16 protein-coding genes are annotated in these 25572 nt (G+C 44.0%); 15 read left to right on the top strand and 1 reads right to left on the bottom strand.

What is annotated here, in order from left to right:
* Window positions 1–119: 119 nt before the first annotated feature.
* On the bottom strand, window positions 120–743 hold the full coding sequence (locus ABQ275_RS12670; RefSeq protein WP_349318682.1) for a class I SAM-dependent methyltransferase: 624 nt from the start codon (window positions 741–743) through the stop codon (window positions 120–122).
* Window positions 744–921: 178 nt separating this feature from the next.
* On the opposite strand from ABQ275_RS12670, the gene ABQ275_RS12665 reads away from it, so the two are divergent.
* The 15 genes from ABQ275_RS12665 (at window position 922) to ABQ275_RS12595 (ending at window position 25567) form a co-directional block, all read left to right on the top strand.
* Window positions 922–1377 carry a MarR family transcriptional regulator gene (locus ABQ275_RS12665; RefSeq protein WP_349318681.1) on the top strand — a complete coding sequence of 152 codons (456 nt, stop codon included), beginning with the start codon at window positions 922–924 and terminating at the stop codon, window positions 1375–1377.
* An 8-nt stretch (window positions 1378–1385) separates the two neighbouring features.
* Window positions 1386–4010 (top strand): phosphoenolpyruvate synthase, encoded by a 2625-nt coding sequence (gene ppsA, locus ABQ275_RS12660; protein WP_349318680.1) that lies wholly within the window; start codon window positions 1386–1388, stop codon window positions 4008–4010.
* A gap of 90 nt (window positions 4011–4100) precedes the next feature.
* Window positions 4101–4670, top strand: coding sequence for a Crp/Fnr family transcriptional regulator (locus ABQ275_RS12655; RefSeq protein WP_349318679.1), 570 nt, complete (start codon window positions 4101–4103; stop codon window positions 4668–4670).
* A gap of 29 nt (window positions 4671–4699) precedes the next feature.
* Complete coding sequence (ilvD, locus tag ABQ275_RS12650) at window positions 4700–6403, top strand: dihydroxy-acid dehydratase (protein ID WP_349318678.1); 1704 nt, start codon at window positions 4700–4702, stop codon at window positions 6401–6403.
* A gap of 148 nt (window positions 6404–6551) precedes the next feature.
* Window positions 6552–7247 (top strand): EcsC family protein, encoded by a 696-nt coding sequence (locus ABQ275_RS12645; RefSeq protein ID WP_349318677.1) that lies wholly within the window; start codon window positions 6552–6554, stop codon window positions 7245–7247.
* Between the two features lie 276 nt (window positions 7248–7523).
* A complete protein-coding gene (locus ABQ275_RS12640) occupies window positions 7524–8078 on the top strand; it encodes an RNA polymerase sigma-70 factor (RefSeq protein WP_349318676.1) in 555 nt (184 codons plus the stop codon).
* A 111-nt stretch (window positions 8079–8189) separates the two neighbouring features.
* Window positions 8190–9644, top strand: coding sequence for a glycosyl hydrolase family 28 protein (locus ABQ275_RS12635; RefSeq protein ID WP_349318675.1), 1455 nt, complete (start codon window positions 8190–8192; stop codon window positions 9642–9644).
* Window positions 9645–9726: 82 nt separating this feature from the next.
* Complete coding sequence (locus tag ABQ275_RS12630) at window positions 9727–10932, top strand: FecR domain-containing protein (protein WP_349318674.1); 1206 nt, start codon at window positions 9727–9729, stop codon at window positions 10930–10932.
* Window positions 10933–11084: 152 nt separating this feature from the next.
* The gene (locus tag ABQ275_RS12625; RefSeq protein WP_349318673.1) at window positions 11085–14591 is read left to right on the top strand and encodes a TonB-dependent receptor; all 3507 of its coding nucleotides are present in this window, start codon (window positions 11085–11087) and stop codon (window positions 14589–14591) included.
* Window positions 14592–14619: 28 nt separating this feature from the next.
* Window positions 14620–16356 carry a RagB/SusD family nutrient uptake outer membrane protein gene (locus ABQ275_RS12620; RefSeq protein WP_349318672.1) on the top strand — a complete coding sequence of 579 codons (1737 nt, stop codon included), beginning with the start codon at window positions 14620–14622 and terminating at the stop codon, window positions 16354–16356.
* Between the two features lie 292 nt (window positions 16357–16648).
* A complete protein-coding gene (locus ABQ275_RS12615) occupies window positions 16649–18511 on the top strand; it encodes an arylsulfatase (RefSeq protein WP_349318671.1) in 1863 nt (620 codons plus the stop codon).
* A 20-nt stretch (window positions 18512–18531) separates the two neighbouring features.
* Window positions 18532–20121 carry an arylsulfatase gene (locus tag ABQ275_RS12610; protein WP_349318670.1) on the top strand — a complete coding sequence of 530 codons (1590 nt, stop codon included), beginning with the start codon at window positions 18532–18534 and terminating at the stop codon, window positions 20119–20121.
* The gene (locus ABQ275_RS12605; protein WP_349318669.1) at window positions 20118–22055 is read left to right on the top strand and encodes a family 20 glycosylhydrolase; all 1938 of its coding nucleotides are present in this window, start codon (window positions 20118–20120) and stop codon (window positions 22053–22055) included. Before ABQ275_RS12610 ends, ABQ275_RS12605 begins: the two co-directional genes overlap by 4 nt.
* A 129-nt stretch (window positions 22056–22184) precedes the next feature.
* Window positions 22185–24071, top strand: coding sequence for a family 20 glycosylhydrolase (locus ABQ275_RS12600; protein ID WP_349318668.1), 1887 nt, complete (start codon window positions 22185–22187; stop codon window positions 24069–24071).
* An 89-nt stretch (window positions 24072–24160) separates the two neighbouring features.
* Entirely contained in the window at window positions 24161–25567 is a 1407-nt protein-coding gene (locus tag ABQ275_RS12595) for a DUF1080 domain-containing protein (protein WP_349318667.1), read from the top strand.
* Window positions 25568–25572: the final 5 nt, after the last annotated feature.

The following is a 25572-nucleotide window of genomic DNA, read 5'->3' as shown; positions in this document are numbered from 1 at the left end:
TCCGGTTTTTGGGAACTACAAGCGGAACTACTACTTTGGTTGAAAGTATGGAGATTGACGGAAAATGCCCCCCGATGGGCACGCCGAAGCATTAAACAATTACAGTAAGAAACACTTTCTTAACCACCTTTCCTGCATTTAATGAGAAAGAAAGGGTAGTTCTCGGTCACTTCAGTGATTTCAAATAATCCAGCCTGATCAAATGCTGCATGAATGGATTCCCTGTCATAAAAAAACATCTTCACTCCGCCGAACATTTCATAGCGGTCTTCGCTTATAAATTTGCCTTGACCATAGGTGTGAGCCTCCTTTGAAATAACGGTAAATACCATATAGCCATTCTCAGACAGTTGATTGTAGCAATCACGGATTAGTTTTTCCCTTTCACTACTGTCCAGGAGGTGTATTAGTGCATAGCAAAATATCCCGTCATATCGGTTGTTGTCAAATGGCATATCCGTTACAGAGCCATGATGAATGGGCATATCAGTACCATAGTGCTTTCTGGCTATTTCAATAGCAGTTTTCGATATTTCAATCCCCGTTACGGTTATCCCGCTATCTTTGAAGATTTTTGCATTCCGTCCGTAGCCAATTCCAGGAATAAGGACATGGCACACGGACTTTTGGACAAAAAGATCCTTCGTCAATACGGCGGACTTTGCTGGTTCGAAGCCCCACATCTCCTGTTTTTCAGTAAAAGCTGATTCCCAGAATTCTGGTTCTTCGGGTTCGTTGATCATATTCTCCGTTTAGTAAGTGATCAAATTAAGCGATTTTCAAAAATTAAACAATAAAGATTCCAACCCTCGGCTAAATGGAGATTAGATAATTCTTCTGATTTTTCATCAAAATTATTTGTACATCTTGCAAAATTAATATTATCTTAGTAACTAAGATGTTTACTTAATAAGATATAAAATGGATGCTGAAGTAATCAAACGAATTAGAAAACTGAACCAACAATATGCATACACTTCTATTCAGATGCACGAAGCCATTGCCCGAAAAGCTGGACTTTCTGGAACTGACCATAAATATTTAGGGTTTTTAATGCAAAAAGGGCAAATGACTGCAGGGGAGCTTTCAAACTTAACAGGCCTGACCACAGGTGCTGTTACAGGTTTAATAGACAGATTTGAAAAGAAGAAGCTGGTAAAAAGAAAATTTGCTGAAGACGACAGACGGAAGGTTATCATTGAACCAAACACTAAAAATATAATGGCACTTTTGGTACCTCTTTATAAAGAATTCCGTAACAAGTCAGAAGAACTTATTGCTTCATTTTCAAACAAGGAAATCAAAATCATTGAAACCTACTTTTTGAAAGCGACCGAAATAATGAATGAAACAATAAATAAACTCAGTAACAAATAATCGTAAAAATGAAAAATATGAGTGCCAGCATACTTGGTTTTCATGAAATCGATAAAACAAAGCTTGCCATGGTTGGGGGCAAAGGCGCCAACCTGGGGGAACTATCCAGGATTGAGGATATACAAGTACCAGGGGGCTTTTGCGTTACTACGGAAGTATATAAAGAAATCATCGGGAATAGCGCAGCGTTTAATTCATTGCTGGATCAGCTGGTCATGCTAAAAGCAGATGATAGGAAAGGGATTAGTGAAACCAGCGCAAAAATTCGGAAACTGATCGAAGGAATAGCGATTCCTGAAGGCATCGATCATGAAATTACCCGGCATCTGGAACAACTTGGTGAAAGAAATGCGTATGCCGTGCGTTCCAGCGCCACAGCAGAGGATCTTCCAATAGCCTCCTTTGCAGGGCAACAAGACACATATCTGAACATCATCGGCAAAAAAACTATCCTGAGATATATCAGCAAGTGCTGGGCATCGCTGTTTACAGACAGAGCTGTAACCTACCGTTTGCAAAATGGATTTGACCATAGAAAGGTTTATTTGTCTGTTGTTATTCAGAAAATGATTTTTCCGGATGTAGCAGGGATTATGTTTACAGCCGACCCGATTACCTCAAATAGAAGGGTTTTATCCATTGATGCCAGCTTCGGACTTGGCGAGGCATTGGTTTCCGGATTGGTGAATGCTGACGTCTATAAAGTACGTAACGGCCTGGTGATCGATAAGCGGATATCTACCAAGAAACTGGCTATTTATGCCTTAAGAGATGGCGGTACAAAAGAACAAACCATTGAGCCGGAGCAACAGAACAGGCAATCGCTGACGGATGAGCAGATTTTGCAGCTTGAGCGCGTGGGCAGAAAGATCGAAGCACATTTCGGCAGCCCCCAGGACATCGAATGGTGTTTGGTGGAGGATACATTTTATATTGTCCAGAGCCGGCCAATTACTACTTTGTACCCGATCCCTGAAACAGATGACCACGAAAATCACGTTTACCTATCTGTGGGCCATCAGCAAATGATGACGGACCCTATGAAACCATTGGGATTGTCTTTTTTCCTGTTAACAACGAAGGCACTCATGCGTAAAGCTGGAGGAAGGTTGTTTGTTGATGTTACACAAATGCTTGCCTTACCTGACAGCAGGAGAAGCTTATTAAACGTAATGGGAGGCCACGATCCGCTCATGAAAGACGCGCTCATGACGATCATAGAACGGGAAGATTTTATAAAAGCCTTACCAGATGAAAAAACAAAATCGGGCACAGGTGAAAGTAATAAAGGCAACGCACTTCGGGATTTTCAAACACTAAAAGACTACGACCCAGCAATTGTCGCTGATTTCATAAAGAGTAGTCAAACAGAGATAGACAAGTTAAAACGAGATATCCGGACAAAATCCGGATCGGATCTATTCGATTTTATTTTACAGGATATCCAGCAATTAAAGAAGCGCATGTCAGACCCTCAAAGTTTTGGTGTGATTATGACAGCCATGAACGCTTCGTCATGGATCAATGAAAAAATGAAGGAGTGGTTAGGTGAGAAAAATGTAGCGGACACGGTTTCTCAATCTGTGCCAAACAATATAACTTCGGAAATGGGCCTGGCGCTATTGGATGTCGCAGATGTAATCCGCCCTTATCCGCAGGTGATTGCGTATTTACAACAGGCAAAAGACGATAACTTTCTGGACGAACTGGCTAAGTTTGATGGCGGACAGGAAACCAGGGACGCTATCTATGCTTATCTCAACAAATACGGAATGCGATGTGCCGGTGAGATCGATATTACAAAAGCCCGTTGGAGCGAAAAACCAACTACACTTGTTCCCCTGATTCTCAGTAATATTAAAAACTTTGAGCCTAATGCCGGCAACCGGAAATTTAAACAGGGACAACAGGAAGCCTTGAAAAAAAAACAATCGTTATTAAACCGGTTGAAACCATTACCGGATGGTGAACAAAAAGCCAGGGAGACAAAACGAATGATCGGGCTGGTCCGCAATTTGAGCGGTTACCGTGAATATCCAAAATATGACATCGTTAATCGCTACTTCGTTTATAAGCAGGCGTTACTGAAAGAAGCCGAACATCTTGTAGCGGCCAACGTTATTCATGAAAAAGCAGATATATACTATCTGAGTTTCGAAGAACTTCACGAAGTTGTACGCACAAATAAACTGGATTACCAGATCATCAGCAAACGAAAAGACGAATACCAATTATATAAAAAGCTAACGCTCCCGCGTGTTATCACGTCTGACGGTGAAATTGTTACAGGTAAGTACAAACGCGAAAATCTCCCTGCCGAAGCTATTGCAGGTCTGGCTGTTTCTTCCGGCGTTATAGAGGGACGGGCACGTGTTATCTTAAACATGGAAGATGCTGATCTGGAAGATGGAGATATATTAGTCACCTCCTTTACTGACCCTAGCTGGACACCATTGTTTGTATCCATAAAAGGCCTCGTCACCGAAGTGGGTGGACTGATGACCCATGGAGCAGTTATCGCACGCGAATATGGCTTGCCGGCAGTTGTCGGAGTAGAAAATGCTACCAAATTAATAAAAGATGGGCAGCGAATCCGCGTGCATGGAACAGAAGGGTATGTAGAAATCCTATAAGCAGGAGGAGTTTTTTCGATTTTGACTGAAGTCAATCTTTTTAAAATTTATCTGCTGTAACTTTGAGATCTAAGAACAGTAATAGATTCCATGATAACAATGCTTGCAGACCTGATACAAAAGAAAACGGGACTCAACGAAGAGGAGCTCGCCGTTGTACTTTCCTGTTTCAAACCGTTTACAGCTACAAAGAATAAGTTGTTACTGGAGGAAAATGCAGTAGCTGATCGATTATACTTCATCAATAAAGGTTGCCTTCGGCTATACTACAGTAACGAGGATCATAGCATATCGACCAGGTTCATGGCATTTGAGCATACTTTCTTAACGTCAATTGTCAGTTTTATTTCGAGAGAGCCTTCACCTGAGTATATACAAGCAGTAGAAACTTCGGAATTACTGGTTATCTCTCATTATGATTTTTTTCATCTAAGGGAGACGATACCGGCATGGGATAAAATGTATATCTATATTCTTGAATATGGATTAACGGTCATCACATCCAAACTCAGCAGCCTGCTAACGCAGAATGCCACCGAACGATACCGCAGCCTGCTTAAAAATAACCCTGAACTCATACAAAGATTATCTAACGCAAATCTCGCAGCCTATCTGAATATTTCACCTGAAACGCTTAGCAGGCTGAAATCCCACATATAGTAATTCACGATCCACATTTAATCAAAATAATGTCAACAATGCTTAATAAATATTCGCGTGTATTAACGCAGGATGAAACGCTGCCTGGCGCAAAGGCAATGTACTACGCTATCGGGTTTAAAGAAACGGATTTTAACAAAGCACAGGTAGGTATCGCCAGCATGGGCTGGGACGGCAACCCTTGTAATATGCATCTGAACGACCTGGCCACAAATGTGCGGGATCATATTAATCAGATCGACGGTCTGCTTGGTCTGCGTTTCTATGTAACCGGCGTTAGTGACGGGATCAGCATGGGCACGCCCGGAATGCGTTATAGTTTGGTTAGCCGTGACCTTATTGCCGACAGTATTGAAACAAATGCCGGTGCGCAATATTACGATGCGATCATTACCATACCTGGTTGCGATAAAAATCTGCCGGGTTCGATCATCGCAATGGGAAGACTTAACCGCCCCGGCATTATGCTATACGGCGGCGCGATCGCTCCTGGGCACTATCATGGTGAAGATATCAATCTGGTCAGTACTTTCGAGGCCTGGGGTCAAAAGGTTGCCGGAAATATCAGTGAGGAAGATTTCAAAGGTATCATCCGTCATGCCTGTCCGGGTGCCGGCGCTTGTGGTGGTATGTATACCGCTAATACGATGGCGAGTGCCATAGAAGCTTTGGGTATGAGCCTGCCTTATTCTTCTTCTAATCCGGCCGTCAGCCAGCATAAAAAAGAAGAATGCATCACCATTGGAAAGGCCATCAAACTGCTGTTGGAGAAAGATATTAAACCCCGGGATATCATGACCCGCAAAGCTTTTGAAAATGCGATTACACTAATTATGGCACTAGGCGGCAGTACAAATGCTGTGCTGCATTTGATCGCGATAGCCAAAAGCGTTCAGGTACCACTCACCCTGGATGACTTTCAGGAGATCAGCAACCGTGTGCCGTTGCTGGCAGATTTCAAACCGAGCGGTAAATATCTTATGGAAGATTTACATAAGCATGGCGGCGTTCCAGCGGTCATGAAATATTTATTGGGCAAAAAAATGCTGCACGGTGATTGCTTAACAGTTACGGGTAAAACTATTGCTGAAAATTTGGAAGGTGTTCCTGATCTCGACTTCAATACCCAAAAGATCGTTATGCCTTTAGAAACCCCACTTAAACTTAGTGGGCATTTGCAGATATTGTATGGTAACCTGGCAGAGAAAGGCAGCGTTGCCAAGATAAGTGGTAAAGAAGGGGAGCGGTTTGTGGGACCGGCACGTGTTTTTGATAACGAAGAGACTTTCAGCAAGGGTATTCAGGCAGGCAAGGTAAGGGCCGGAGATGTGATCGTTATCCGTTATATCGGGCCAAAAGGCGCGCCAGGCATGCCGGAGATGCTGAAGCCTACCGGGGCTATTATCGGCGCAGGGCTGGGCAAGACCGTAGCGTTGATTACGGATGGCCGGTTCAGTGGCGGAACACATGGTTTCGTGGTGGGACATATCACGCCGGAAGCTTTCGAAGGCGGGTTGATCGCATTCGTGGAAGATGACGATCAGATAGAGATCGATGCAATGAATAATACGCTTAACTTAAATGTATCTGACGAGGTGATCGAAGAACGACGCAGCAAATGGGTGAAACCTCCCGCGAATGCCCGAAATGGCGTACTATTCAAGTATGCTCAATCCGTAAAAAGCGCGGCTGAAGGATGTGTGACAGATGAAGCACATGACGGCGCTTTTTAATGAGCATGATCAAACAAATGATTTTGACTTTATGCGCTATTCGTAAAATAATTAAACCGACATTATCTCAATGTCGGTTTTTATTATTATTACTATGATACAAGGCGGCATTTTTACGTAATTTCCGGGTATGTTATATGAGCAGCGAATGAAAGTAGAATTAGAGACCTGGCAACATAAAATGCAGGCCCGGTCTTCCCTGGTGGACCGGCTGTCTAAATCGGTGCAATCCCGCATTAACCGTATTATTCCGCAGAAGGTACATGATGCCATCACAGTTACTATCAAACAAATGGTACGGGGGGTGCTGTTCGGCGCTATATACACCGTGCCCAAGGGTGCTGATTTCGCTTCGTTGTATGATCTGGAAGAAGCTGTGCTTCGCCGGGTAGATTATTACAGGAAGGCTGCTGCTGCCGAGGGTGGTATTACCGGCGCCGGAGGCATCTTGCTGGGCCTTGCTGATTTTCCGATACTGCTTGGCATGAAACTGAAACTGCTTTTTGATATCGCCACCTTTTATGGTTTTGATGTAAAAGATTATAAAGAGAGATTATACATTCTCTACATTTTCCAGTTGGCCTTCAGCAGCCAGGAACATCGCCGAAATGTGTTTGAGAATATGGTGGACTGGAAAGAAAAAAGTAACCAGTTACCGGATGACATTCACGGTTTCGATTGGCAAAGTTTCCAGATTGAGTACCGCGATCATATAGACCTGGTTAAGATCGGCCAGTTGCTCCCTGTAGTAGGTGCAGTTGTAGGCGTAGTGGCGAATTACCGGCTGATCACGAAGCTCGGCGTCACGGCCATGAATGCGTATAGGATGCGGATTTTGGATTGATAACAGTAATGATGGTATCGCTTTGTAAGTACCCCATTTAAGTAACCGTGATTATTGATCTTGACAAATATAACTCCAATATAAGTTGTATGGATAGGTATCAAATCAAAACGTATCTTTACAATTCTTGGCTTAGTTATAATAATATATACTTTAACTTTAAGCGTACCCTTACCACACGTTAATGAAATTTTTAAAGTTAGTACAAAATAAAAAGGATAGGGTTTTATTACTACTTTTAACTGCTACTAATACTAATTTGGGGAAGACTTCATAATGAATGAAGAATTTTACATAACAGGTTTACTTCAGGGGAATGAACAGGTTTTTCGTGAGATATTTGAAAAATATCATACACGATTATGCTACTTTGCTTCCACATTCCTGGCTACAGACCAGGATGCGGAAGATGTGGTGCAGGAAGCCTTTGTAAAACTTTGGCAGAAACGTGCGGATTTCCCGGATTTGAATTCGATAAAGGCTTTCCTGTATATCACCGTTAAGAACCGTTGCCTGAACATTTATAAGCATGGTAAAGTAGTGCGTAAATATGAGGGCTCATTAGAAGAAGGATGGGAAAGCGATGCTATGATCCGTATCATTGAATCGGAAGTATTGGAAAATGTATTCCAGGCGCTGGAAAAACTGCCCGCAGGTTGCCGTAATGTACTGCATCTCAGTTATTTTGAAGGAATGAAGCATAAGGATATAGCCAACCATTTACAGGTGTCGGTCAATACCGTAAAAACCCAGAAGACGAGGGGACTTCACCTCCTGAAAAGATTGCTGAAAGGTTCCTCTCTCACCTTATTCCTGAGTCATTATTTGTAATAATACAGCTTACCGCTGTAATTTACTTCTCAGGAAAATAAAAAAAATCCACTCCTCTTTTCACCCATTTCTCCTCCGGGGTTGTTTCTATTATAGTCATCAAACCTGATTATGCTCAGAAAGATTTTATTTGCCATAGGGTTATCCTTTGTGGTGCTTACGCTTCATGCGCAAACGTTTAATATCCTGGATTACGGCGCAAAAAATGATACCAATATATTAAGCACAAATGCTTTTAACAAGGCAATTGACGCTTGTAATAAAATGGGAGGAGGAAGGGTTATTGTCCCCGCTGGTATCTATAAATCAGGGACTATCTATTTGAAAAGCAATGTTGACCTCCATTTTGAACAGGGGGCTACTTTGTATGCGAGTGTGGACAGCAAAGATTTTCCTGGTCCGGTAAAAACATTTTACAACTCATACCAGGATCTATACGGATGGTTCTCTCTGATCTTCGCAGAGGGAGCCAGTAATATATCCATTACGGGTTTCGGCATTATTGATGGAAATGGCAACCGTCAACATCGTGATGCTAAAACATTTCCCAAGGGAGTCAGGGATGGAAGACCACGAAACCTTCTTTTTATTTCCTGCAAAAACGTGACCGTTGAGGGTGTATCGCTCACCCATGCAGGGTTCTGGAACCAGCATTATTACGATTGTGAGGATGTCATGGTAAATAATATCAAGGTATTTAATCACGGGAGCAAAAACAATGATGGTCTTGATATTGATGGTTGCAGGAGATTTGTACTCAGTAACAGTATTATAGACTCCGATGATGACGGGGTCGTGATAAAAAGCAGCGGTACCGGTGCCAGTGAGGACATTACTGTTACCAACTGTATCGTCAGCAGCTTCGCCAATGCCATCAAATGCGGTACGGAATCAACCGGTGGATTTCAAAATATCAATATTTCCAATTGTGTGATTAAACCCTCCAGGTCCACTTCAAAGCCGGCATTCAAAACTCCCCGGCATGGCATCACAGGCATCTCGCTGGAAATGGTGGACGGTGGCATCATGAATGGCGTTAGTATAAATAATATGTTGATCCAGGGAACCGATTGCGCACTCTATGTAAGATTAGGAACCAGGAACCGCAAACATGCTCCTGACGCGCCAGATCCGGCTAATGGCCAAATGAGGAATGTACAGCTATCAAATATCCTTGCCTATAATACCGGCAATTATTCTTCGTCTATAACAGGCGTTCCGGATGCCAGGATTGAAAATATTTATTTAAGCAATATCAGGATATTTAATCAGGGGGATTTGAAGCCAGGGGAGTATATTCCAGACATGGAGAAAGTAAAAGAATCTGAAAATGGTTATCCTCAGCCCACGGTATGGGGTAACTTACCTTGTTACGGATTATTTGTCAGGCATGTTAAAGATATTGATATCATTAACTGTACACTGAAAAGTGAACAACCGGATCCAAGACCGGCCGTTATTGCGGTTGATGTTGACAATTTGGTAGTGGACAGATTACAGACTGATAAGACAAATTCCAGGAAAGTGCTGATCATGAAAGAGGTGAAGAAAAGCAAGGTGAATTGAGCCCTTTTACCGGGATGTAAAAATATTTTTTTTCCTTTTCACCCCTTTTTCATTTGAGGTTGTTTCTATTATAATCACGCATATGATACAGAACGAACGATATTATGAAATAGCCGGATTGATTGGTAAGTTTCTGAGGGCTGAATTGTCTTCAGAGGAAGCAGCGCAACTGGAAGCGTGGGTAGCAGAGAGCGATGAAAATAAAAAGCTTTGGGAGCGCCTGACAAATCCGCTTTACCTGGAAGAGCAGGTACAATACTGGGAGAGTAATAAGGATAAAAGAATATACTGGAAACGGCTATCAGCAAAGATTACCGGGAAACAACTGCCGGGGCGGATGGTCGTTCACAAGGCACTGCGGTATGCTGCTATACTCTTGCCGTTTATTTTAATTTGCGGAGCAGGATGGTATTTCTTCAGCGGGCAGGGACAGAAAGAAACAAAGGCTTTAGCCAATGTGCATATTTTGCCGCAGGGAAAAGTAGCGCAACTGACTTTGGCAAATGGCAAAAAAATCAACCTGACCGATAGTCTTCAGGAAGCCATCACGGAAAAAGATGGTACAAAAGTACGCAACCATTCAAGTGCGCTGAGTTATGTATCCGGTTCCGGGGATCTTCACACGGAAACGTTGTATAACACGCTGGTAACACCCCGTGGCGGTGAATACCGGATAGAGTTGTCGGACGGCACAAAAGTATGGCTGAATGCTGCATCATCATTACGTTATCCGACACAGTTCAACGGGAAAGAACGGAAAGTATATTTGAGTGGGGAGGCATATTTTGAAGTAGCAAAAGATGCAGCACACCCTTTTATGGTAAATGCAGACAAGATGGATATTACCGTGTTGGGAACAAAGTTTAATGTGAGCTCCTATCCGGATGATCCCATCCAGAAAACAGCTTTAGCGGAAGGATCAGTTTTAATTAATGGTGTTGGTCAGTCTGCAGAAAAAAGTAACGGGGTAATATTAAAACCAGGTTATGAAGCGGTGATCACGAAAAACGATCGTAAGATCCAGGTAAATAAGGTCAATATAGAAGCCGCATTAGCATGGAAAAACGGCATGTTTATTTTTGATAGTGAATCTTTGGGAAGCCTGATGCGGAAATTATCGCGATGGTATAATATAGAAGTGAAGTATGATGACGGCGTAGATACCTTGTTCCACTTCACCGGGCGTATCCGGCGATACGAGGAGATAACCGGTATTTTACATTTAATAGAACTAACAGGGAAAGTAGGGTTTACATTTAAAGACAATGAATTGCATGTAAAGAAATAACACGTAAATATCAACCAAAAAAAACCGGGAATGCGGCTACATTCCCGGATCAAAGTCGAAATAATCTGTTCATTCCGGTTGAAACCTGCCTAGGCTAACGCTTAGGCAAGCGAGAGTGAACAGGTATTATCTACCCTTAATCGTACGAAAGTATGCAGAAAAATCTATTTATCCAAGGCCGGTTTGCCGGGCGTGGCATGACGGCATTAATTCTCCGCGCCATGCGTATTACTGTATTTTTGACCCTGGCATGTGTAGTAAATTTATATGCAACAGGTTATTCGCAGGAGACGAAACTTACCTTGAACCTCAAGGACGTGAAACTGTCCGAGGTACTCAGTGTCATCCAGCAGGAAACGGATTACCAGTTTCTGTACAACGACGAAGATGTAAAGAATGCGCCGTCTGTAAGCGTATCTGTGCAGGATGCTACTGTCCCGCAAATCCTCGCTATCTGTTTTAAGAATTATCCGCTGAACTATCGTATTGAAAACAAGACGGTGGTAGTACTGCCGGAAGTGGCGTTACCCGTAAACATGGCATTACGGGGAATAGTTGCTGTTCCTCCATTTGTGGTCAAAGGCAGGGTCACCGATGAGTCGGGCGATCCCTTGTCGGGCGTAAGTGTGGGACTGAAGGGCCAATCCAAAGGCACTGCTACCGATGCAAACGGGCACTATTCCCTTACCCTGGAGAATGGCAGCGGTACGCTGGTATTCTCTTTCATCGGCTACACCAGGCTGGAAAAGGCCGTAAACGGCCGCTCAGGTATTGATGTGGTCCTGGTGAAAAGTGTATCCGTTTTGAATGAATTGGTCACTGTTGGATATGGTGTTCAGAAGAAAGAAAACCTCACAGGAGCGATCACCCAGATCAGCGGTGAACAACTGGCGGACAGGCCGGCGTCTAACCTGGAACAGGTGTTGCAGGGCGCAGTGCCCGGGTTAAATATCCAGGCAACTACGTCTTCAGGACAACCGGGAGTAGGCAATTCTGTCAATATCCGTGGCCTGGGCTCATTGTCAAATTCCGCGGGCGGAGCGTCTTTTACATTAGGACAGCCATTTGTACTGGTAGATGGTGTTCCGATGGATCTGAACGATGTGGACCCAAACAATGTTAAATCTATTTCAATATTAAAAGATGCTGCTTCTACCGCTATCTACGGCGCCAGGGCTGCATATGGGGTTATCCTGATCACCACAAAAACCGGAACGGAAGGTGGCGGTATGAAGGTCTCTTATTCCTATAACTATGCCCTCGCACAACCAACTACCTTCCCCCGGCAGGTGGATGCTCTTAGTTTTGCATTAATACTGGATTCCGCGGCAGTAAATACTGGCATAGCCCAGCCCTATACCCAGGAGGCTATCGATAGGATCAGGCAATATATGCAGGATCCGGAGAATACACCCGGAGCCGTTCCAAATACCACCGGAACCGGATGGAATTTTACCGGTTCGGGTTTAGGCGCGAACGCGAATACCGATTGGTATGATGTATTATTTAAGAAAAATGCCATCAGACAAACGCATAACATCAGTATTTCAGGATCCGGTAAAAACATCAGCTATGCTTTATCCGGTGGCTTCTTCCATGAAGACGGTATTTCAAGATATGCTTCCGAACAATATACCAGGAAAACATTGAGCGGAAGGATTGAATCAACACCACTCAGTTGGCTGAGAGTGGGCCTGATCACCAAGTATGTAGGTTCTGAGGACAGCTACCCCTGGGATATTAGTGCAGATGGCCGTGATTTCTTTATGAACCGGGTAGCCCGGAATGCCCCTACACTGCCTTTACACAACCCGGCAGGAGGGTTTTTAAATGCATCCGGTATCAACTCCGGGTTGAATGAAAAAGAACAGCGGAAAACCGCCCAATGGGTTTTGTCGCCGAATGTACACCTGGAGCCTGTTAAAAACTGGGTAACCACGCTGCAGTATAATTATACCTATACAAATTATACGCAAACAAATATTGCGAATACATTCTATCAGATGCAACCTGATTCCACCAAACTTTATGGGTTAAACCAGACCCAGACCAAATACATAGCCACCACCCGTACATCCACCTATACTTCCCCCAATATTACGAGCACCTATTACCGGCAAATTGGTGGGCATTACATCGGCGGATTGGTAGGGTACCAGCAGGAATTGCAGACGATCTTCGGCATTAGTGGTAATGCTACTTATTTGCTGACCGATAATGTGCCCTCCTTAAGTACTTCGGTTGGGGTGAAAACACCGGCTGATGATAAAGGACATTGGGCAACGCAGAGCTATTTCGGCAGACTCAATTATAATTTTAATGAGAAATACCTGTTTGAAGCAAACGTACGCAGAGACGGTTCTTCCAGGTTTGCACCCGACAGTCGCTGGGGAACGTTCCCTTCTGTTTCTGTTGGTTATAATATCGCCAAAGAAAATTTCTTCCCCCTCAAAGAACACATCAGCATGATGAAGTTCCGCGGATCATGGGGTTCTATCGGGAATCAGAACGTGGCTAATTACCTGTATGTACCGCTCATGACAAACTCGATAGGGAATTACCTGCTGGGAGCAGAAAGATCTTTCCTTGTACTGCCTCCGAATGAAACCACCACGAATCTTACCTGGGAAAAGGTAAATACGAAAGATGTCGGGCTGGATATGTATATGTTCGATAACAGGTTATATATCGCAGCCGATTGGTACCAGTCAGACATCAATAACCTGGTTGGACCCGGAATGGCAACGCCACAGATATATGGTGGAACAGTACCGAGAAATAATGATGGCTCTTTAAGAACAAGGGGATGGGAAGTACAGGTCAACTGGAAACAATCCCTGAGCAAAGGCTTCAGCTATTTTATCAATGTTAACATGTCTGACCACCGTTCTGTGGTAACCAGTTACAACAATCCACTGAACCTGTTGAGTACTTTTTATAAAGGCCAGGTTATTGGTGAGATCTGGGGATATAAAACAGACGGACTTTATCAGTCTGAGGAAGAGGTGACGAAACGGGGCGTAAATCAATCCTATATTTTTAGCGGTAACTGGACACCAGGCGACGTAAAATACCGCGACATGAATGGAGATAACGTGATTAACGACGGGAAGAAAACGGCAGATGATCATGGTGATCTTACTGTCATCGGTAACAGTCAAGCCCGGTATAAATACGGTATATATGCAGGAGCCAACTACAAGGGGATCGATCTGAGCTTTATGATACAGGGTGTAGGCAAACAGGCTATATGGCCCGGTGGCGGCGTGCAGAATGCATTCTGGGGCCCAAGCCAGGGTGAAGGAGGCGTTGTGATATTACAAGGGCAGGAAGACTACTGGCGGCCCGATAACCCCAATGCCTATTTCCCGAAACCCTATTTCGGTGGCGCAACAACAGCGCGTACTACTATGAACAAAGCTACCACTGATCGTTATTTGCAAAACAAAGCCTATTTGCGGCTGAAATCTTTACAACTCGGTTACAGCCTTCCTGCTTCGCTGATCAGTAAAATCAAAGCCAGCCAGCTTCGTTTCTACTTCTCCGGTGAAAATCTTTTTACCAGCACGAAGTTTATGTTTTTCGACCCGGAACTAAGCAACTATGGTAATTACCCGCTACAGAAGGTATTTTCCTTTGGTTGTAATGTTACTTTTTAATGGAAGAATTAAGCAAAAACGTCAAAACATGAAAAAGTTAAAATCTATAATATCGTTCTTTGTTTTAGTAACATTTGTTGCAGGTTGTAGTAAAGATTTCCTGGATCGTGCGCCGCAGGACACGATCTCAGAACCTGAATTCTGGAAGACTGCCAATGACCTGCAACTCTATGTGAACAACTTATACCTCAACTCATGGAAGAACCAGTATACAATGGACGACGGTTCTGATAATGCGTTGTCAACCGACGGGGCCTCTACCTGGATGAACGGGCTTACCCAGCCAACAGCGGATGCCATCGGATCGTATTACACCAACATCAGGAACGTCAACATTATGATTGCCAATATGGATAAGGTGACAGAGGCTGACGGCAATCAATACAAGGGAGAAGCTTATTTTATAAGGGCATGGCACTATTTTGATGTACTGAAAAGAGTAGGAGATGCCCAACTGGTTAAAGAACCGCTAAAGAGCACTGATGAACAGTTGTACGTACTCAGGTCGCGGCGTGATTCAGTGGCTGACTTTATTCTTTCAGACCTGGATAAAGCCATTGGCCTGTTAAAGACAAAAGATCAGCTCAAGCTGAGTAATGAATATCAACGTATCAACAAAGACGCCGCCCTGGCATTCAAATCAAGGATCGCACTTTTTGAGGGAACATGGGAGAAATACCATAATGGTACACCGTTTGGCGTGCAAGGCGGTGATTATACCCGGTTTCTGCGTGTGGCCGCCGATGCAGCTAAATTGTTAATCGATAACTACGGCTATACGTTGGACGATGATTTCCAAAAGGTACATAATGACCATACTATTGCTGGTGCGCAGATTCCTGTCAAAGAAGTCATCTTTGCGCGTCAGTTCAGTAACCTGAAGTTTGGTGGAGGAGGAAGAGAAATATTTGGTAACCCTGATATCAACCAATGGCCGCATAAAGTAGGCTATACACGGTCAGCCATCAGAAGCTTCCTCTGCACAGATGGTCTGCCTATCAGTGTGAGCCCACTTTATCAGGGGGAGCAATCTTTGGCTGACATCGGAAAAAACAGGGACCCACGGTTGGATATGTCCGTATTCACGCCAGGAGAGATCTACAGAATTTCAGCAAAAGGTGATACAACCCTGTTCGTGAATCCATTTACCACAGTAGATGCAGCAGGGCAGTACCAACCTACCGGTTATACCAGCCAGAAGTTTTATACATATGATCTCGAAAGCCCGACACAAAATGCAAAGACATGGGATATGGTTACCGTCTTTTTCCGCTACGGTGAAGTGTTGCTGAACTATGCAGAAGCGAAGGCAGAACTGGGAGAATTTGACCAGGCAGTAGCCAATATTACGATAAACAAGCTGCGGTCAAGGACCAGCGTAAACATGCCGCCACTCACGGTGAGCGCGATCACTACAGATCCTGACTGGCCGGATTATGGTTATACGCTTTTACCCCAGATACAGGAAATCAGAAGAGAACGCCGTGTAGAATTATTAGGTGAAGATTTTCGATTCGATGATATCAGAAGATGGGCAGCAGCGAAGTTGATCATCGGTCAGAATTTCCGGGGTGCCTATTTCGAACCCATTATGAATAACGGCTCAGGAAAAACGGTTACCAAAGATGACGAAAATTATATTCAACCTTTTAAAACGCAGTTGCCTTCCGGGTATCAGTTTAATCCTGACAAAAACTATCTGATGCCGTTCCCGATGAATGAAATTGTAATGAATCCCAGCCTGACAAAGAATCCGGGATGGTAAGGTGATGGTAAAGGAAACGATTGGAAAAAGTTTTTAGTGTTTGTTTAAGTTAGAAGTGAATCGTCAACAAGGAATGATAATATAGAAATACCCGTTATTTCTTGATCATTTCTTGTTGATATTCTTCAAAGGATTTCTTCTCTTACCTGATTACATCATATTGATTGATCATTAACCTGTCTGCCTGTCAGACGGGACTGGAATATAATGCCCTGATATGGCGTAATATAATTGTTGATCCTCCGGGTATCCGGATAAATGATAGAAACTGACTTTTTGAACCGGTAGAATTATGTTTTTCTTCAGAAAAAAAGAGAAGATAAAATGCAGATATGCTTCTCAATGGATGCTCTTCATGCTCTTATTGTCCGGAAGTGCTGTTGCGATAGCACAGGGCAGGCATTCCGCTGTAACACCGAAACCGAATATTATTCTCATTCTTACGGATGACCAGGGCATAGGAGATATCGGATACCTGCATAATCCTTTTATTAAAACGCCGCATATTGATTCCCTGGCTATGCACAGCACACAACTCAGTAATTTTTACGTGTGCCCCGTTTGTGCGCCTACACGCGCTACCCTGATGACCGGTAGGTATTCCATAAAAACAGGGATGCATGATACTTATAATGGAGGTGCTATCATGGATAGCCGGGAAGTGACAATAGCAGAATATCTGAAAGAGAAAAAATATACAACAGCGATTTTCGGTAAATGGCATTTAGGAGATAATTATCCCTTCCGCCCCGTTGACCAGGGATTTGATGAATCCCTGGTTTTCGATGGCGGAGGATTAGCCCAGCCGGGAGATGTAGCTAATTTCTCCCGCAAAGACAGTGCTTACTTCGGACCTGTATTATACAGCAATAATATTCCGGTAAAAACAAATCAATATTGTTCAGATGGATTTACGGATGGAGCCATCTCTTTTATTCAACAGCATAAAAAACAACCCTTTTTCGTTTACCTGGCTTTCAATGCTCCTCATGCCCCATTGCAGGTGCCACAGAAATATTACGACTTATACAGGAACCTGGACAAAGACATGAAGCAAGCAGGCAGGGAGTTAATGCTGCCTGAGATGAATGCACAGAATATAGAAGCGGCTAAGCGGGTATATGGTATGGTCACGAATATTGATGATAATGTCGGGAGAATAATGGCTTCACTACGGCAGGAGGGATTGCTGGATAATACCCTGGTCATTTTTATGTCGGATAATGGCCCGGCTCAACCAAGATTCAAACTGGGACTAAGAGGGCAAAAAGCAAGTGTATATGAAGGCGGGATAAAAGTTCCTTGTTTCTTTTATTATAAAGGCTTTAAGGCTGGTAAGATCCCTGAAACGCTTGCGGGTATTGATGTATTGCCCACCCTGTTGGATATGCTTGATATACCTGCAAAAAAAGGTGAGCAGCAAATAGACGGTATCAGCTTTCTGCCCTTGTTGGAAGGAAGAAACCCCGGTAACGTCATGGATATATTTAAAAACAGGTACTTATTCTTCTATTGGCAAAGAGGATATCCTGAAGCTTATAGAAATATTGCTGTACGGAAAGGTGATTATAAACTGGTAGGGCATACCGCTGCATCTTCCCCATTGAGTGCATTGGAAGTATATGATATCAGGAACGATTCCCTGGAAACAAAAAATATCCTGTCCGGGCACACACAAGTAGCTGCTGATCTGAAAAATGCTTTTGACAAATGGCTTTCGAATGCGTTGGAGAGCCCGCATCTTGGTATACAACGCCCGATACTGGGGTCTGATAAACAACCACTGGTGATACTAAACAGGAATGATGCTAAAGGATTTCCTCCTATGTGGCTACAGGAAAACATATATGGATACTGGGATGTACAGGTGGCACAATCAGGCTATTATCATATTAAAGCTGATTTTCTATCCGGCTTCAAAGCCGCGGGTACTATGGTAATCCGCTTCGCCCCTCACCAGGTAACAGTGGATAATACCGATACAACCACTCATAGTATTACTGTTGACAAGATGTTTATACCTAAGGGTGATTACCGGGTAGAATGCTGGTACAGTAAAAAGGGTGGTGCGCCTGTTTATCCCTTTTACCTGGTGGTACAGAGAGATGATTATAATGATACGGTAACGAAGAACGCTACCGGCAATATATTTTGAAAATACGTAAATGGATTGAAATGAAAAGTAGCCTGGATGCACAGCTCATTATTTTAAAGCGAATATTTAAATCCTCTTTTGGGTATTTTATTTTCAGCTTGTTCGTGGTGTCATGTCATACGCCGAAAAGTGTGGAAGAAAAAAATCACCAGACGGATAATGTGAATGTGGTTTATATCCTGGCAGATGATTTAGGATACGGAGATGTAAAATGTTTTAATCCTGAAGGCAAAATACCCACTCCGAATATTGACCAGCTGGCATCAGAAGGAATGAAATTTACAGATGCGCATTCGGCATCTGCTGTGTGTACGCCTTCAAGGTATAGTATTCTTACAGGAAGATATCCCTGGCGTTCTGATTTACAATCGGGCGTATTATACGGCTATTCTCCTCCTTTGATTGAATCCGCACGCCTGACGGTAGCGGATCTTTTTAAACAGCAAAACTATTATACGGCCTGTGTCGGTAAATGGCACCTGGGTATGGACTGGCCTGTAAAACAGGGTTATACTGAAATAAAGACAGGCTGGGAAATAGATTACAGTAAGCCCATAGCACAAGGGCCCAATACAAGGGGGTTCGATTATTTTTATGGCATCAGTGCTTCCCTGGATATGCCTCCGTATGTTTTTATTGAAAACAACAAAACCATCGGAGTGCCCACGGTTACAAAGAAATATGGCCGCGGTGGCCCGGCAGAAAAAGATTTCGAAGCGGTAAATGTACTCCCTTCTATTACCCGTAAAGCGCAGGATATTATTACTACACGGGCCGGGAAGAAACAACCTTTCTTTTTATACTTCGCATTGCCTTCTCCACACACACCTGTTGTTCCCGGAGAAAATTTTAAAGGGAAAAGTGGCGTAACAGATTATGGTGATTATGTGATGGAAACCGATTGGGCAGTAGGTCAGGTAATGAAAACACTGGATTCGTTGGGGATAGCAGGCAACACAATCATATTCTTCACCAGCGATAATGGCTTTGCTCCTTATGTCTTAAACAAATATAACGTAGAGAAGCTGGGGCATTACCCGAGCTATATCTTCCGTGGGCATAAAGCCGATATCTGGGAGGGAGGCCATCGCATTCCGCTGGTTGTTCGTTGGCCCGGAAAAATCAAGGCAGGAACGGTAAGCAATGACCTGGTATCTCTCACAGATCTTATGGCAACCAGTGCCGATATCTTACAGGTAAAATTGCCGGAAGATGCTGCAGAAGACAGTTACAGCATCTTGCCTGACCTGGTAGGCAAAACAAAGAAGCCGGTTCGGCCGGCGATTGTGTATGCTTCAATTGACGGTAACTTTTCTATTCAGCAGGGTAAATGGAAACTGGAGTTTTGCCCGGGTTCAGGCGGATGGGCATCTCCGAAAAATGATAAAGCATACCAGGAAGGCTTGCCGCTTGTTCAATTGTACAACATGCAATCAGATGTTTCCGAAAAATTAAATGTAGCAGCACAACATCCGGATGTGGTAAAACAGCTGACCGGTTTGATGGAACAGTATGTTGCGAACGGAAGGAGTACGCCGGGTAAATCCTTACAAAATAATGTGAAAGTAGATATCTGGAAGACAGGATACATAAAACATATTAAAAAATGAGAAAACTTACTTTTTTGCTTTTTTCATGGATGGTGATGTGGCACTGTGCTGTAGCCCAGCCGGAAAAACAAAAACTGCCATTACACATTATACCAGAGCCGGTATCAGCCACCGTACAGGAAGGATATTTTTTGCTGAAGCCAAACACCCGCATCGTTGTTTCAGGTGCTGAAGTTTCCGGAGTGGCATCCTTGCTGGCGCAAATGTTGAATGCGCCTACGGGTTATCATCTTGCGACAGCAGTAAGTAAAGGAAATCAGGAAGGAAATGCTATTGTACTTCGCATTAATGCAAGCCGCGATGCTTCGTTAGGAGATGAAGGCTATACGTTGCAGGTATTACCAAAACAAGTGATTGTTGCAGCTAATAAGCCGCAGGGGCTTTTTTATGGCATACAAACCCTGATGCAGTTGTTGCCACCCGCCATTGGAAGCCATACCGTTGTAAACAACACACCATGGGAAATGCCTTGTGTCAATATAACGGATTATCCACGTTTTGGCTGGCGCGGACTGATGCTGGATGTGAGCAGGCACTTCTTTTCCAAAGCATTTGTAAAACAGTATATCGACGAGATAGCGAGATATAAATTCAATGTATTTCATTGGCACCTTTCGGATGACCAGGGTTGGCGTATTGAAATAAAGGGATTGCCTGAGCTTACTCAAACAGGCGCCTGGCGCGTGCCCCGCAGCGGGAAATGGTGGTCTTTTGACCCACCGCAACCGGGGGAGAAAGCTACAGCAGGAGGCTATTATACACAGGAAGATATCCGGGAAGTAGTGGCCTATGCGAAAGAACGTTTTGTGACCATTGTGCCGGAGATAGATGTGCCGGCCCACTGTCTGGCTTTGATTGCTTCCTACCCTGAATTGTCTTGTACGAAACACCAGTATGATGTAAACCCCGGCAGCAGGTTCCTGAAAAAGGAAATCAATAACGTACTGTGTGTGGCGAACGATTCCACCTGGCTGATACTGGATAAAATATTTACAGAGGTAGCCGCATTGTTTCCGGGAGAATATATTCATGTAGGTGGTGATGAAGCACATAAAAGTTTTTGGGAAACCTGCCCGAAAGATCTCGTATTGGCTAAAAAGCTCGGTGTAACGATCCAGGGAGGTTTACAGCCTTATTTTGAAAAAAAGATGCATCAACTCATTGTGTCCAAAGGCAAAAAGATGATGGGCTGGGATGAGATATTGCATGATGGATTACCAACTGATATTGCTGTGATGTCCTGGCGCGGCATGAACCCCGGCATAAATGCGGCTAAAGCAAAGCATCCGGTAGTGATGTCACCGTGGGGTCAGGCATACCTGGATCTATACCAGGGCGACCCGTTAATTGAACCTAATACTTATGGGATGCTACGCTTGAAGTCATGTTATGATTTCAACCCGCTTCCCGACAGCGTGGACCCGAAATATATTCTTGGCGGACAAGGTAACCTGTGGACAGAAGCAGTTCCGAATGAACGCCAGGTTGCATACATGACCTGGCCACGTTCATTGGCATTGTCTGAAGTCTTTTGGTCGCCTGCAAACAAAAATAACTGGCCGGATTTTATTCGTCGTGTGGAGCAGCAATTTAAATATATGGATGCCGCGCAGGTGAAATACGCGCGTAGTATGTATGATCCTATCATTGATGTAGCCAGGGGTCGCGATGATTCTTTACTAGTGACACTGGCCAGCGAAATTCCGGGGGTAGATGTTTATTACACTTTTGATGGCACTAACCCCGACAATTTTTATCCGCGATATACAGGTACGCCGCTCGATATTCCAAAAGGAGCTTCGGAAATCCGTGTAATCACTTACCGGGGGCAGCAGCCTGTTGGTCAACAGATCAATTGTCCGCTGAGTTTGCTGAAGCAAAAACTGGATAAAAAAATAAAGCGGGAAATGCAGCAGAAGTCAAAACAGCAATAACATTAAAACACCGGATGGTAATTTATTTTTTCAGATACCGATAGGGTGAACGATCCCTATCAGAAGACATCATATTCTTCAGACATGAAGCGATTTGTTTTTTTATTTACCGCGTTAATAATGATCTGCATGCTTACGACTACGCAGTCGGCAGGGCAAAAGCAGTCATTGCACCTCCTGCCTGAGCCGGTATCAGCGACCATGCAGGAAGGATATTTTTTACTGAAACCAGATACCCGCATCGTTGTTTCAGGAGCAGACGTTTTCGGAGTGGCATCCTTGCTGGCGCAAATGTTGAATGCGCCCACTGGTTATCATCTTACCGTGAAGCAAAGCGCAGAGAAACATGCCATGAATGCTATTGTGCTTCGTATTAACCCGGTTCCGGATGCTACGTTAGGTGAAGAAGGTTACACGTTGCAGGTATTGCCGCGGCAGGTGATGATTGGGGCTAATAAGCCGCAGGGGCTTTTTTATGGTATACAAACCCTGATGCAGTTATTGCCACCCACCATTGGAAATCATACAGTGATAAAAGACACGCCCTGGAAAATGCCTTGTGTCAATATAACGGATTACCCCCGCTTCGCCTGGCGTGGACTGATGCTGGACGTAAGCAGGCACTTTTTTTCGAAAGCATTTATAAAGCAGTATATCGATGAGATGTCTAAATATAAATTGAATGTATTTCACTGGCACCTTACCGATGATCAGGGTTGGCGGATTGAAATAAAAGGTTTGCCAGAGCTTACAAAAGTTGGTGCCTGGCGGGTTCCCCGTACAGGAGCATGGAGAAGCTACGGGCCTCCCGAACCTGGAGAAAAAGCTACTGACGGCGGTTATTATACGCAGGAAGATATTCGTGAAGTAGTAGCTTATGCGCAGCAGCGGTTTGTTACCATCGTACCTGAAATAGATGTGCCGGCGCATAGCCTGGCGCTTATTGCTTCCTATCCGGGTTTATCCTGCACCAAACAGCAGTACGCTGTAAACCCCGGCAGTAAACCCCAGGGAGAAGCTAACGTGCTTTGCGTTGCCAATGATTCCACCTGGTTGATACTGGATAAGATATTTACACAGGTAGCTGACCTGTTTCCCGGTGCATTCATTCATACAGGTGGTGATGAGGCGAATAAAAAATACTGGATGAATGATCAGGAAGACCTGGCATTGATGAAGCGGGAGGGATTAAATACCCCGGAACAACTACAAAGCTATTTTGAGAAAAGGTTGGCAAAGCTCATTCATGCCAAAGGAAAGAAGATGATCGGTTGGGATGAAATTATGGAAGGCGGACTGGCTCCCGGCACTGTTGTAATGTGCTGGCGCGGGATAAACAAGGGCATTCAGGCGGCCCGGATGGGACACCAGGTGATCATGACTCCCATATGGGATACTTATCTCAGCCGGCAACAGGGTGACCCGTTTGTTGAACCTGTTGCTCCCGGCAATCTTCGGTTGCATACCTGTTACCAGTTTGATCCGGTGCCTGATAGTGTGGAACCGAAAAATATTATAGGAGGACAAGGCTCTTTATGGACAGAGTTTGTTGCTAACGGACGTCACGCGGAATATATGACCTGGCCGCGTGCCATGGCACTGGCAGAAGTGTTATGGTCACCGAAGCCTAAGCGTAACTGGCCGGATTTTATTCGTCGTGTAGAGCAGCAATTTAAATATATGGATGCCGCGCAGGTGAAATACGCACGTAGTATGTATGATCCTATCATTGACGTAGCCAGGGGCCGCGATGATTCTTTACAAGTAACACTGGCCAGCGAAATTCCGGGGGTAGATGTTTATTACACTTTTGACGGCACTAACCCCGATAATTTTTATCCGCGTTATACAGGCACACCGCTTGATATTCCAAAAGGAGCTTCGGAAATCCGGGTGATCACTTACCGGGGGCAGCAACCTGTTGGTCAACAGATCAATTGTCCGCTGAGCCTTCTGAAGCAAAAACTGGATAAAAAAATAAAGCGGGAAATGCAGCAAAAGTCAAAACAGCAATAAGTATTAAACCTGCTGACAAATGATGGTTAACATAAATTAAAGTATACCTGAAAATTATGAATATGAGAATGGTTAGCATAACCTTAAGCATGTCATTATTATTTTCTGTAGCCATACCGGTTTATGGCCAAAGTAATCCTGAAAATAATCCGGGTTGGATGACTATTTCATTAGATGATTTAAATGCTTTTGAAAATCCCGGGAAGAATTGGATCGTTGCTGCGGATGCCTGGGGCAACTATACCCAGAAAGGAGAGCTGGAGAAAATAAAAGAAGGCAAAGGGGTTGTAATAAACCATCCTTCTGAAAAGAACCGTACCCAACTTACCACGAAACAGCAATTTGGAGATATTGAAATTGCATTGGATTTTATGATGGCGAAAGGATCTAATTCGGGTGTATATCTCCAGGGGAAATATGAAGTGCAGTTATTGGACAGTTGGACCAAACCAGTTCCTACGGCCGGTGACTGTGGTGGCATATACCAACGTTGGGATCATTCCCGTCCGGCTGGATACAAAGGATACGAAGGAATAGCACCTCTTCAGAATGCGTGCAGGGCGCCGGGATTATGGCAGCAGCTTGTTATAAAGTTCAGGGCGCCGCGCTTTAATGCACAAGGAAATAAAATAGCTAACGCCCGTTTTGAAGAAGTTTATCTCAACGGCGTTTTAGTACAAAGCCAGGTGGAAGTGACAGGTCCTACACGCTCCCCTTCATTATCAGATAAAGAAAATGCCCAGGGTCCACTGTTATTACAAGGCGATCACGGGAAGGTGGCTTTCCGCAATATCCGTTACCGCCCGTTGAATATAATCTCGGTAAAGCTTCCAAATAAAGCCCCCATTATCATTACACCAAACCAACATCCTTACCTGCTCAGGAGCTTTATGGAATTCGGCGGTAAAAAATTAACGAACGTGATTTCAATGGGTGATCAGTTGGGGTTAAATTATTCATATGACCTGAAAGAAGGATCGCTTTTCCAGGTATGGCGGGGCCGTTTTTTAGATGCCACCGATATGTGGCATAGCAGGGGACAGGGACAGTTTGCCGTGCCGCTGGGCAGCATTGTACCATTTTCCGGCGCCCCTTCCATAGCCGCTTTATCAGATAAAAACGAACCGTGGCCCGATTCGGTAACCTTTGATGAGTTGCAGGATGAAGGATATGAGTTGGATAAAGAGAGGATACCAACATTCAGTTATGTTATAAAAGGAACAGCTGTAAAAGATAGAATAGCACCCGATCCTGACCAGACAGGATTTGTAAGAACAATAACAATCATAAATCCTGCTGCCAACCTGTATGGCAGAATAATATCTGCGGGTACTATAGAGCAGTTAAGCAAAGAATTGTACCGGGTGAATGGCTCCTGCTACATCCGCCTTGACAAGCGTTATAGGCCGCAGATCAGGCAAACGAAGGAGGGTACGGAAATGCTGGTATCACTTGCAGATCCAAAAATACCCTTAACCTATTCCATTATCTGGTAATCATA

It is taken from the genome of Chitinophaga sp. MM2321, from assembly GCF_964033635.1.
In the GTDB taxonomy this organism is placed as follows: Bacteria; Bacteroidota; Bacteroidia; order Chitinophagales; family Chitinophagaceae; genus Chitinophaga.
Note: the sequence above shows the minus strand (reverse complement) of the source record. Positions and strands in the feature narration are given on the sequence as shown.